Origin of the sequence: Novosphingobium mathurense, from assembly GCF_900168325.1 — a bacterium.
GTDB lineage: Bacteria > Pseudomonadota > Alphaproteobacteria > Sphingomonadales > Sphingomonadaceae > Novosphingobium > Novosphingobium mathurense.
In genome coordinates this window covers 25,529-38,176 of sequence record NZ_FVZE01000004.1, presented here as the reverse complement: position 1 = coordinate 38,176, position 12,648 = coordinate 25,529, and the positions used below count along the sequence as shown (strand labels likewise).

Here is a 12,648-nt window from a genome sequence, read left to right as displayed (position 1 = left end):
TCCCGAGTGCCGAACCCAGCGGGCAATAGACGCTCACTTTTCCTTGGGACCATAGGCGAGAAAGACATTCCCCGGCATCTTGCCAGCGAAGCCATATCCCGACGTGATAAACAGCATTCCGTCATGTGGCATGGGGGCGGAACCGCCGCTCATCGATCCGCCGTGGCCGGTCACCCCGTTCAGGGCCTGGTAGTCGACCGTGGTATCGAGATCCCAAAGAACCGTACCGTCGGCAGTCGCATAGGCGCGCACATGTCCGTCATTCGCCCCTGCAAAGACGAGTCCGGGCGTCGCGGTGATCGCAGCGGAATAGCCCGGGTAGCATAGCGCCTTGCCGTTGCAGACGTCGGCTGCAGGCGCCTTCCAGACATACTGGCCCGTCGCGATGTCCAGCGCGTAGAGGCCCGGCCTCGGCTGCAGGTCATAGTCATTGCCATCGGGAACGTCGGATACCGGCACGAAGATGACGCCGCCGGCCGCTGCCATGCCGAAGTGGATTCCGCCAACGACACCGCCGCGACCGACCTGGTTCTTCCACTCCAGCTTGCCACTGTCCGGATCGACGCCATAGGCTATGCCCGATTTCTGGCCGAGCAGGATCATCTCCTTGCCATCCTTCGTCTCGGCCAGCACCGGGGGGGTGCCGAAGTCGAAGTCGGGTCCATCCTCCACGGGGCAGTTCGTCCGGTCGGACTCTTCGCAAGCTCCGTTCCACACGTCATCGCCCAGGGCCTGATAGTGCCAGGCGATGGCACCGGTATCGATGTCGAGAGCGACCAGCGCATCGCTGAGATCGGTGCCGGGACCGGTATAGTTGTCTCCCGTCGCCACGTAGATCCGGCCGCGCTTCGCATCGATCGTCGGTGCAGACCAGACGGGGACACCCGAGGGCCCGAGCAAGGCCTTTTCGGTCACACCGGGCGCGCCCTCCTGCGGCTCGGGGACGAGATAGGTCCGCCATCTGGTGTTGCCGGTGGCCGCATCCACGGCAAGAATCGAGCCGCGGAACGTGCAGCACGGATAGCCCGCAGTCGAAGCCGCCCCTTCCTCAAGCGAGGATACCGGGATGTAGACCACGCCTTGGTAGAATGCCGGGGTACCGGTCAGGGTCGTCGAGGCATGGTCATCGGCGGAGATCTTCCAGACCTGCTTCCCGGTGAATGCCTCTATGGCATAGGCGTTGCCGGTAACGTCGCCGAAGAATGCCAGCGGATTGGCCTTCGCGTCGTCCTTGTTCCAGCTTTGCACCACGATGCCGGTGCGCACTTCGGCATCGCTTTCGAAAGACCAGCGCAGGCAGCCCGTCTTCTCATCGAAGGCTCGCACCGTATTGTCCTGTCCGCCGATAATGACTGCTCCGCCTGCAAAGGCGGGCTGCGAGCGCACACGCGTAGCGTTGGGAATGGCAATCGCCCATTTCAGTTCCAGGTCGCCCACGTTCTCAGGCGAAATCCCGGCCTTGTCATCGGGGATGAAGTGCGTGTTGCCCTTGTCCACGCCCCAGTACGGATAGCTGGTTGGCGCAGAACGATCGAAGATCGCCGCCTTGCCTTCGCACTTTAGCATGGCTGCGGCCTTGGTCGAGCCGAAGGGACGACCGGCGATATATTCGGAGACGACCCGCTTCTCCCGGTCATCGAGCGAAGGAGTCATCGGCGCCATAACGCCGCTGGTCAGGACCTTGTAGATAGCTTCGGGCGTCATCTGCTGGAGAATGATCCGGGCGGGCGCGCGCGCCATGCCGGTGTCGTGACAGGCGGCACACGTACCGCTCCAGATCGCACTGCCCTTCGCTTCGGTCCCTGCCGGCAGTGAACTCACGTCGCGATAGCTGTCGGCGGCTACGGTCTGATCCTTTGCCGGCGCGGCAGCCTCCAGACCGCTGCCAGCGAACATCAGTGCGCCCCCAAGGGTCAACGCGGTAAACGCCAGCCCCGCCATACGAAGACTGTGCTGTCCTCCCCCGAACTTCATCCGTGCTCTCCCAAAGCCATGAACTTCTTCGTTATGTTGACCTGCGATCACGGCACTCTCTTTGCGGATTGTTGCCGGGGACACTGTCATGGCCAGCCCCTGACCGAGACTTGCCGATCCGTTGCTAAGGGTCGGGGCATTGCGCGAACAACTAGCTTAACGATGAGTAGGGATGCGCGCGAGCAACACAGGCACGTTGAGCGAGCATGGCCGCACAGCTGGGATCGTCGAGCAGGCTGACCAAGCGACAGGTGCGCCGCGCCCCTGCGATCCGATAACTCGGCACAATCGTGCCACCTCGCTCGGTATCAAGTCCCCACTCGAAGTGCGCAATCGGTCGGCGGCATCGAACCCGGCAGAATGTGCCTTGCATGCCTCGTCGAAGAGTTGTGATTGGCGCTTGGGGTCAGACCAGACCGATCAAATCAGGCAAGATCCACGCGATCTTCCGCTACTCGAATCGCGCAGACGGCCCATAAGCGCGCCTAATCCATGCGCGAAATGTCGCTCAATCATGTGAACTTGCATGGCGCATTCCGTTCCACTACAAGAATCATAATTATATTTATAGGGAGAGATGAGCGTATGTTGCGAATGTCACGACAAGTTGGCGAAGGTGAAACTGCGCCGGATTTCGATCTCCCGGATACTCTCGGCGAACGAAGATCGCTGGCAGATTTCGCGGACAAACCCGCCTTGCTGGTTGCATTCATCTGCAACCATTGCCCCTTTGTCCTCCATATCATCGACGAGCTTGTCGCCTTTGCGAAGGAGTACGAGCCCATTGGCCTGCAAGTCGTTGCAATTTCGTCGAATGACCCAAGCGAATTTCCTGAAGACGACTATGATCACATGCGTCACTTCGCGCAGGAAAAGGGCTTTCCCTTCCCCTATCTCCACGACGAGAGTCAGGATGTAGCGCTCGCCTACGGAGCCATCTGCACGCCCGACTTCTTCCTGTATGATCGCGATCGCAAGCTCGTCTACAACGGCCAGTTCGATGCCAGCCGTCCGAAGATCAACCGCCCGCCTGTTCCCGGTCTGCCGCCGCTCCGCACCGACCTGCCGGTTACCGGCGAGGACATGCGGCGCGCTGTAGATGCAGTGCTTGCCGGTCAGCCGGTTCCCGAACCGCACCATCCCAGCGCTGGCTGCTCGATCAAGTGGAAGGAGGGCAAGGATCCGTGGTGGGGCTAAGCCGGCGCAACACATCGACTGTCTGGCAACCCTCCGCAGCGGTTGTCCTACAGGAACACGGCAGCGAATTCGTCGCCGCCATCGACGACGCTCCATGGTCCGAAGGCCACGGTTTCCATCGAGGCTTCTTCTCAAGCTTTCGCATCAGGGCCGGAAAGAACGTCTGGTTCCATTTCCCACTCCAGACCCCAAGTAAGTCCAATGGCGTGCAACAGGTGCTGGATGCCGTGTCGCTCATGTGGGAAGTGCTCGATGGGGCGCAGATCAACTGGATCGTGCTGCAGCATGGCGGCATGGAGCGCATGCCACTCACCGAAATCGGTACGGAGCCGCCTTTTGAGAGCGTGCCATTCGATCCGCCGGAACAATGGCGGGAATACTACCCCAAGGCGGCGCGGCGATTGACCCGGATTACGATGGAGCAACCGTTGCCGCTACGCTTCGGGCTGCAATTGAGCATTGGCGTGAAGGCCGCCGATTGCGACGGCACAGTGCGCTTCTACGGCGCAGGTGCCGAATTCAGCGACAATGCCTGACCAACTGCCGGAAAAGTGTTCCGGGCCCCGCACGAGGCCCGGAATCATTCGCTTGTGGCGCGCAGCTCAGCAAGTTTCGCCCGGATCGCCGCCTGCTTCTCCGCAGAAATGTCAAATCGGCCGACCAGCCACGCCATCAGGCCGCCAGCAACGACAATTAGCCCGGTCACGAACCATGCCAGTGCCTCGACCTTGTCTGCCGGCACCTGATCGACGGGAAGGCCGGCCGGAAAGTCGATCATTCCGAGGAACGAGCCAGCCAACAACGCTACCAAGCCGCTTCCGATCTGCAGGCCGATGAACATGAAACTGGCAACGAGGCCCTGCTGCGGCAGGCCGGTATTGGCCTCGTGCTCATCACCGACATCATAAGACATCGTGTTGAACGGCACGACATAGAGACCGTAAGCCAACCCACCGAGCACACGGAAAGCGAATACGAAAGTGCCGATCGCCATGCTTGCAGGCGGCGGTGAAAGACCAAGCAGGGGCAGCAGCACGGCCGCCGCCTGAACAACGAAGAATGCGACAAGCCCGCTTACCATCGCAAAACGGGTGCCGACCAGCTTCATCCACATAGGCGCAAGGAACATCGCGGTGATTGAGCCGAGAACGCCCGCTATCAACAGGCGTTGGGTGGATGCAGGGTCAAGTTGCCAAAAGTAGGTCGAGAGATGCAGTGTCAGCTGGTTGACCACCGAATTGGTGAACAGCACCAGCAATGTGACCATCAACAGGCGTCCGACATTGGGCGTGGTACGGATCGCAGCCTTGAGCCGGCGCAGAAGCTGCGGCACCGTCTCAATTCCGGTATCGCGCACGAGGACGCGGTCTTCAGCTTCAACTTCACGCATCCGTGCGCGCGTGCCGAGCAAGCCGACGACCATAAGCGCCGCACCCAGCAACGAAACGAAAAGACCGAAGCCTGGGTAGGGCGCCGGATCGAGCTGCGGTTTGGCAAAGTTGGCGGAAGGCACGAAGAAGACCGCGAAGGCAACCCACGGTACAGTCAGCACCGCCAACTGGTTGCCCATGTTACGCATCACCGAGATGATGTTGCGCTCTGCCGTGTCGCGCGTCAATTCTCCGCCCATCGCATAGGCAGGAACGGTCCAGAACGATATTCCCACTCGCGCCAAGAGACCGGTAGAAAGCAGCCAGGCAAATATCTGCAACTGCGACATGCCGCCCGGCGGATTGAATACCATGGCAATGCCGAAGGCATAAGGCAGAACCGCTGCAACCATCAGGGTGTGGCGGCGACCGAGAGGGGCCTTGTCCATGCGGTCCGACAAGGCCCCGATATAGGGATCCACCACCGCGTCGAAGACCAGGATGATCGCCAGCGCTGCGCCGATGGCAAAACCGCCGAGGCCGACGACCTGGCTGTAGAAGAACAGGACAAAAGCGTCCCAGGCGAAGCTCTTGATAAGCTCCGGCATGGCACAAGCCATGAAGGAAATACGCGTGCCCCAACCCAGCCGTTTGATTTCCAACGTGATGTTGCCTCTCCCTTCGCCTTGCCTATTGTCTGACTTGCGGCACGCGATTGTTTCTAACCAAGCGCCTCCCAATCGACGCTCAGAACTGTTCCCGGATCTTCGGCCGAGCGCGCTACGCGCACGTCAAAACGCCCTCCGAGCGGCGACCAGCCATCGCCTTGCCAAGTCACGAACTGGCGCCGGCGAAGCGGCAACACGACGCGCTGATCGGTGCCGGGCGCGACCTCGCACTTGGCGAAGGCCACGAGCGTAGGCTCAGGATCGTCACGATAGACCTGAACGACATCGCTGCCGCTGCGATCCGAGAGGTTGCGCAAGGTGAGCGACACGCTGTCGCCTTCGACGCGTACTTCGCTCCACGCGAAGCGGGCATAACCCGCGCCGCTGCCGAAGGCATGGCGCGCCTTCCCGCCGCTACAGGCGATGGCGCGATATCCGAAGCGCGTGCCTTCGGCATATTCGAGTACGCCATCGGCATCGGGTATCAGGTTCAACCCGGAATAATCGGCTTCCGACTTCGCAATCGAAACGGGCATGCGGCCACCCGGCTCCCTTTCGCCGGCCAGAACCTCGGCAATCGCCTGCGCGAAGCCTTCGCCCGGATACCAGGCGGATATGAGCGCTGCAGCCTTTTCGTCCCAACTCGTATCGAAGGCATGACCGACGTTGGCCACGACAGCTGTTCGGGGATTGGCAGCCAGAACCCGCTCGATCAATTCCAGCTGATCGGACACGAGCAGGGTGTCAGCGCGATCCTTGCTCTCGACGCTCGAGTCAGAAGTCTCTCCTACGAACAGGAACACCGCATCCGCGTCGCGCGCAGCCGCTTCGGCGCGCGCCAGCAGTTCTTCGCGCCCACCGGGGCCACGCACACCGTACCACAGGCCCTGCACGCGCGCAGGCCGATAATGGAACTCGATTACAACATGCACTTCCCGCCCGGCGGATAGATCCACGCTGGCAGTAGAGGCATCGCCCGACTTGAGCTTGCCCATCACATCCTTGGCGTCGATCTCACTTGTCGTCAGAACCGGATCGCCGTCAACGAACAGGCGTGCTTCTCCGGTCGCACCGAGATAAAAAGCATGCTCCCCGTCCGTGACCGGCGTGAAATAGCCGGAAGCCCGCACCGAACCGCCCTGATCGAACGGTCCCTGCTCGTGCACCCCCACGAACCAGACAATCGAATTGGTATTGCGCGTCTCGCGTGTCAGCGGTTCACCACTGCAATCGGTGCTGGCGAAATACTCCAGCGTCATGCCCGCCGTGCAGCCGTCGCCGATGTCAATCGCCGGCCTTGCCGGCATCGAAGGCAGGCGCGGCTGCGGATCGACGCCGGGTTCGAATACGACTTGCGTGCCGCCTTCGTAGAGCGTGGCGATCGCCTGGGCAGGCGTCGCCAGATCGGGCGAAACCGAAATCTTCGCGAAAGTCCCGCCTTGGAAACATGGCGCGGCGGCGTTCGGACCGATAACCGCGAGGCGGCTGACCGCGCCCGGTGCGAGCGGCAGCAAGTCGCCCTCGTTCTTCAACAGCACAAAGCCGGCCGCCGATGCCTCGACCAGCAGGTCCTGCGCCTGCTCGGCAGTATAGGGGACGCTCTTGGATCCAGTGACCCGGCGCGCCATTTCCGCCACGCGGCGCGCGGCATCGTCGAGACGCTCAGCGCTGACCTGGCCGGCTTCCACCGCCTCACCGACATGCGCACCCATGAAGCGGGCCGGTCCCGGCATCTCCAGGTCGAGCCCGGCATTGATCGTGCCGAGCGTCGAATGAGTGCCGAACCAGTCGCTCATGATGAGGCCCGGATAGCCCCACTCTTCCTTGACGATGGTGGTCAGGACGTGGTGCTGTTCGCTGCACCAGTTTCCATTAACCTTGTTGTAAGCGGCGAGCATGCCCGCGCAGCCCGCCTGTGCCGCCATTTCGAAAGGCAGCAGATAGACTTCGCGCAAGGTGCGTTCATCGACGCGGACATCGACGCGGTCGCGTTCGGTCTCGCTGTCGTTGCACACCAGATGCTTGGCAACCGAGCCCGTACCGGTCGACTGCAAGCCGCCTATCCAGGCCGCGCCGAGCACGCCTGCAAGGAACGGATCTTCCGAAAAATACTCGAAGGCGCGTCCCGCCAACGGGCTGCGCGCAAGATTGATGTTGGGTGCCAGAACCGCATCCACACCGCGCTCTACCGCCTCTCCGCCAACAAGGGCGCCGATGCGCCTCGCCAGATCGACATCCCAGCTCGCCCCGAGAGACATGGCACAGGGGCTGAGCGCGGCGATGTCACGTTCATCGACCTTGCCGCTTGCAATTCCCATCGGTCCATCGCTCATCGTGAAGGAAGGAATGTCAGCTTCCGGCACGGCGGCAGTCCGCCACATAGCCGCTCCGGCGGTAAGGGAAGCCTTCTCGGCGGTCGTCGGCTCGCGCATGCGGTAATCTCTCGATATCTTGAATTTAAAAATGAGACGGCGGCCTCCCCGGGAGGAGAGGTCGGTTCGGCCGCCGCCCTCGAGCTGCCTAGGCAGCCAGATCCAGTTCCTTGGTATCCTTGGTGGTGGGCACAAAGGGAAGATAGGAAACGCGCATGCGCACCGCAAATTCGATCTTGTGCTTGCCGGGCGTCAGGCCACCCGGCTTGAGCGCGATGATCGTTGCCTTTTCGCCGAAGTTCCAGCGGTCGTCATAGACCGTTTCCATTTCGTCGAGCGTGTAGGTCTTGCCGCGAACCGAAAATCGCACGTCCTCGCGCGCGATCTTTGCGTCATCGACGCTGACCTGGATATCCTCGACCATCGAGAGACCCAGACCGCGGTAGTAAGGCAGGCGTCCCAGAAAGCTGAAGCCCACCGCCTTGCCGTCTTCCACGACATTCTCGAACTGCTCGGTGCAGATCATCTTGTTGTCCATCATGTCGCAGTCTCCTTAGGCGGCCACGGGGGTCTTCAGGGTGGGGACGGTCTCTTCGCCCAGAAGGCGGGCAAGCATGACCTGCTGGCGGCGCACCTGCTCGACCGAATCCGGCTCCTCGGCGTCCTCGATCCAGCGATTGCCTTCGTATTCGGAGCAGATGAAGCCCTTGTAGCCACCCTGATGGAGAACCTTGACGATCTCGTCGTAGGGAATCGACGGTTCCACGTAGTCCTCGTCCATCTGGTAGAACTTGCCATGGATGTTGTGAATGCGGCTCATGTGTTCGAGCATGCGCTTGGGTTCGAAGGCAGCATTGTGCCGGAGCGTTTCGGCCATGCCCAGTGCCGGGCCTTCGCCACCCATCTCGCGCACGTTGAGAATGACGTACTCGGAGAGCACGCGGTCCTCATAAGCCTTCTCGATGTAGTCGGCGATGTTCTTGGGAACGCCGATGCGCAGGAACTTTTCCTTCCAGACCGGCGGGAACTTGAAGAGGAACATGCCCATGTCGGGCAGGAAGCCGAGAGCGTCGGAACCACTCTTCTCGAAGGCTTCCGCATGCCTTATGATCCAGGGGTGATCGAAGTGAAGCGGTGCATGGACCTCGATCAGGATCTTGATGCCCTTCTCCTCGGCGTAGGGCGCGGCCGCCACCAGCACTTCGGGCTCGATCGAAACGAGCGCGCGGATAAACTTCATGCCAAGGCGGGCACCGAAGTCGATATCCTTCTTCACGCTGGCGACCTGCTCGTCGAAGGGCATCACGCGACCCTTGTAGCGCTTGTAGTCCAGCATGAAGTCGTGGCTAACAGGTACGCAGTCGTACTTCTTGATCAGTTCATGCCAATTCGCGACGGCGGCATCTTCGACGCCGACCTCCGGCCAACCCCAGAATGTCTGTTCGCCGATGATCTCGATGCCGTTCGCACCCAGCTCTGCGCTGGTGCGGATGCAATCTTCCAGGGTCATCTTTCCCTGAAAGGTTTCGTTCTGATAGCTGTAGAGGCTAACGCCCCGCTTGATCTGATTACTCATGCTTCTTCCCTTTCGCGAAGCAAGTGGCACTCGTTTACGAAGGCGGGGAAGCATCGCCGCAGGATTTGATGAGCCGATGATGTGTCGGCGCCCAAATTGCCTGGCAGGCTGGAACTCTCTCCCCTGGGGCCTAAACCCTAATTAAAATTACTGTTCCCATATACGGGCCGCTTCGTCAAGGCGTAATGCCCGGCCTCGAAGCATCGACCAGCATCAGGACTGGTCCGACATTGTCCAATTCGGATGCATCTCAGACGCCTAGCGCCTCGCGGGTCATCGCCAGAGACTCCAGAGCAGGCAAGGTCGGACGATACTCGAGCCCGAGAGCCCCTTGGTAGCCGAGATCGCGCAAGTCCGCGACCACGCCTTTCCAATCGATCTCACCTGTTCCCGGCTCGTTACGGCCGGGCATATCGGCAACCTGCACGTGCTCGACGAGATGCATGCGGCCTTCCAGCACCGACTTCATATCCTCGCCCATGACCCGCGAGTGATACACATCATAGAGCACCTTCAGCCGTGGGCTGCCGATTTCCTCGACGATGTCCAGCGCGAGACGCGTGCTGTCGAGGTACATGCCGGGGTGCTCGACCTTGGTGTTGAGCGGTTCGAGGACGAGCGTAACGCCAGCCTCCTCCGCCAGTAGCGCCGCTTCGCGCAAAACCTTCACGGCTTCGGCTCTGTGCTCTTCCGGAGAAACGCCTTCGCGCAGGAAGCCCGAAGCCACGATCAGCGGCGGCGAACCGAGCTTGACGGCCGCTTCCAGCGTACCGCGCACCGCCTCGAGCATCTCGGCATGTTGTGCCGGGTCGACGATCGAGCGTCGCGGATCGACACAGAAGCCTGTCAGCTTCGAACCGGTTTCTTCGAGAGCCAGGGCAATGCCGTCGACATCCTTGTCACGCCACAGGTGGAACTCCACCAGGTCGATACCGGCTTCGCTTGCCGCGCGAATGCGATCTGGCAAACCGACTGTTTCGTCTCCGAACTGCCATTCGATGCAGGCTGATAGTTTCATGAGCCATTTCCCATTTCTAGTGCTCGACTGCTGGCGGGGAAGGAACCGCCCCTCCCCGCCAGGTCAGATCAGAAATCGATACCGACGCGGATACCATAGGTACGCGGCGTACCGAACTGCCATGTATAGACGTCGTCAGGACCGGCTGCGACATAGGCAGCATAAGTCAGCGGCTTCTCATTTTCGAGATTGCGGACGAATGCCTGTACGCTCCAGCGCTCGTCTTCCGGCTTATAGAGCAGGGTAAGGTCGGTCTGGGTGAAGGCCTTCTGCTTGCTGTCGCGATAGTTGAAGATATCCGTGAAGTACGAACTCTTGAACTTCGAGAACACGCTGGCAGTCAGAGTGCCCGCGCTGCCGAAATCGAAGATGTGGTCATATCCCATGGTGATGACGAACTTGGGCGTCTGGGGCGGCTTGTTGCCGGCGAGATTGGGCTGGACGATATTGTTCGGATCGGGATCGAGATCGCCGACGCCGATATCGCCGCAACCGACGCAGTAGACGACGTACGAAGCCAGCAGATCCTTATATTCTGCATTCGTGTAGTTGAATGAGGCATTGAAGAAGTTGTGCTCGTCGAGCCCGATCGAAAGTTCGGCTTCCGCACCCCAGATGACGGCCTTGCCGGCGTTGAAGATCTGGCCTCCGATCGAATTGTCGAGCAGAACCGAAACCTGCAGGTCCTTGTAGTCGTAATAGTAACCAGACAGGTTGAACTTGTGCTGTCGCATATCACCGAAAGTCAGCTTGGAGCCGATTTCGTAGGCCGTGTTGGTTTCCGGATCATAGGCGCCGACACTGTCGAAGCCGCCTGCCTTGTAACCGGTCGAAACCTTGCCGTAGATCAGGGTATCGGCATTGGGCTTGTAGTTCAGACCGGCAAGCCAGGTAACCTTGCTGCCCTTGGCATCCAGATCGAGTTGTGAAGGCGCATCCCCGGTCTGCTCGACCGGCCCCGAGTTGAACACGAACCCGTAGTTGTCGAATAAGCCATGGCGCTTGTCATGCGTATAGCGCAAGCCGCCAACTGCAGTGAGTGTCGCGGTAAGCGGCACGTCGACCTGACCGAACGCTGCCCAGCTCTTGGCCGTAACGTCTCGCCGGAAGGCGTTGATGAAGCTGCCATTGGGTCCGATGAAGGGGCTGAACAGGCCGCGTGAATTGCGCAGATTTTCATGGAAGTAGAACGCACCGGTCTGCCACTCGATGCCGTTCAGCGTACCGTTCAGGCGCAACTCGTGGCTCTGGGTCTTCGTGCGATTGAAGAAATCGTAGAAGTAGTAGGCAGGAGCCAGAGCAATGTCCGCATCCTGGTCTGTAACCCTATATCCACCGGTGTAAGTGACGATGGCGGGCCCGAAATCATAGGCGACCTTGCCGCGTACGACCTTGGATTCCTGCTCGCTGGGGCTCACACCCGTGAAGGCAGCATCGTAGCTGTCCCGGTCGATGGTGGACAGGAAGTTGGTGTTGCTCGGAATGCACTGGACATTGGGGGTTAGCGGAGCGATTTCCTCAAAGCCGTTGAGCGAGCAATCCGCCCCCGGTCCGTTGCCGGCAGCATTCAGGTTAGTCCAGGCATTGGCAGCCAAGATGCTATCCACCTTGACATACTCGCCGGCGAGATCGATCCGCAATCCGTCGGTGGGTTCAAGGCGCAGGCTTAGGCGGCCGGCCTTCTTTTCGGACGAACCGCTGCGCGCATCGATATTCGGGTGGTAGAAATAACCGTCGTGCTTGTCGAACAGGCCGGACAGACGAATGCCGCCGATACCGGCAAGCGGCACATCGACGCCACCGTCCAGCGTGATCTGGTCGTAATTTCCGTAGGTTCCGGTCAGATTGACGGCGAAGACATCGCCAGGCTTGCGGGTCACGAAGTTGATCGCGCCGCCCGTTGCGTTACGGCCATAGAGCGTGCCCTGGGGCCCGCGCAAAACCTCGACGCGCTCCATATCGAACAGCGACACGCCAAGAACGTTGGCACGGTTCAGGTATTCACCGTCGATATTGATCGCAATCGACTGGTCCTGCGCCTCGTCGTTCGAGTTGGTACCGACACCGCGGATAGCCACGCGAGTGAAGACGGTGTCATTCGTGATATTCAGTGCCGGAGCGACACGATCCATCTGGTTGAAGTCGGTGACACCCGCCTCTTCCAGTTTCTCACCACCAAGGACGCTCATCGCAATAGGAACGTCCTGCACGTTCTGTGCCCGGTTCTGCGCGGTCACGATGATGACATTGGGATCGATCGCAGACGCCTTTTCGCCCTGCGCTTCTTGAGCGAAAACCGGTGTCGCCATGGCGGCAATCGCGCTCCCGGCCAGCATTGCAGTCCTCAAATTTCGAGATTTCATTCAGCTTCTCCCATTATGGTTTGATTATTGCGAGCGCCACGGAGTTCAGCACCCAATGGCGGCATCGGCGTTCTCAGGGTTTGTTGAGCTAGATAGAGAAACGCCGAAAC

Annotated in this window: 9 protein-coding genes; 2 read left to right on the top strand and 7 right to left on the bottom strand. The window is 60.5% G+C overall.

The features are described 5' to 3' along the window. Positions 1-33: 33 nt before the first annotated feature. Entirely contained in the window at positions 34-1,896 is a 1,863-nt protein-coding gene (locus B5483_RS13455) for an outer membrane protein assembly factor BamB family protein (protein WP_079730752.1), read from the bottom strand. 570 nt (positions 1,897-2,466) lie between these two features. Here B5483_RS13455 and B5483_RS13450 point away from each other — a divergent pair. Further along, the gene (locus B5483_RS13450; RefSeq protein WP_245829187.1) at positions 2,467-3,171 is read left to right on the top strand and encodes a thioredoxin family protein; all 705 of its coding nucleotides are present in this window, start codon (positions 2,467-2,469) and stop codon (positions 3,169-3,171) included. After that, positions 3,159-3,707 (top strand): hypothetical protein, encoded by a 549-nt coding sequence (locus B5483_RS22880; RefSeq protein ID WP_231634802.1) that lies wholly within the window; start codon positions 3,159-3,161, stop codon positions 3,705-3,707. Before B5483_RS13450 ends, B5483_RS22880 begins: the two co-directional genes overlap by 13 nt. A gap of 44 nt (positions 3,708-3,751) precedes the next feature. Here B5483_RS22880 and B5483_RS13440 read toward each other — a convergent pair whose 3' ends face one another. The 6 genes from B5483_RS13440 to B5483_RS13415 all read right to left on the bottom strand — a co-directional run bounded on the left by B5483_RS13440 (position 3,752) and on the right by B5483_RS13415 (position 12,538). Beyond that, positions 3,752-5,203, bottom strand: coding sequence for an MFS transporter (locus B5483_RS13440; RefSeq protein WP_231634803.1), 1,452 nt, complete (start codon positions 5,201-5,203; stop codon positions 3,752-3,754). A gap of 59 nt (positions 5,204-5,262) precedes the next feature. After that, a complete protein-coding gene (locus B5483_RS13435) occupies positions 5,263-7,641 on the bottom strand; it encodes a beta-glucosidase (RefSeq protein ID WP_079730751.1) in 2,379 nt (792 codons plus the stop codon). An 88-nt stretch (positions 7,642-7,729) separates the two neighbouring features. Next, on the bottom strand, positions 7,730-8,122 hold the full coding sequence (locus B5483_RS13430; protein WP_054948011.1) for a C-glycoside deglycosidase beta subunit domain-containing protein: 393 nt from the start codon (positions 8,120-8,122) through the stop codon (positions 7,730-7,732). A gap of 12 nt (positions 8,123-8,134) precedes the next feature. Next, the gene (locus B5483_RS13425) at positions 8,135-9,157 is read right to left on the bottom strand and encodes a sugar phosphate isomerase/epimerase family protein (protein ID WP_079730750.1); all 1,023 of its coding nucleotides are present in this window, start codon (positions 9,155-9,157) and stop codon (positions 8,135-8,137) included. A 250-nt stretch (positions 9,158-9,407) separates the two neighbouring features. Next, complete coding sequence (locus tag B5483_RS13420; RefSeq protein ID WP_079730749.1) at positions 9,408-10,175, bottom strand: hydroxypyruvate isomerase family protein; 768 nt, start codon at positions 10,173-10,175, stop codon at positions 9,408-9,410. 68 nt (positions 10,176-10,243) lie between these two features. After that, a complete protein-coding gene (locus B5483_RS13415; protein ID WP_079730748.1) occupies positions 10,244-12,538 on the bottom strand; it encodes a TonB-dependent receptor in 2,295 nt (764 codons plus the stop codon). Positions 12,539-12,648 lie beyond the last annotated feature (110 nt).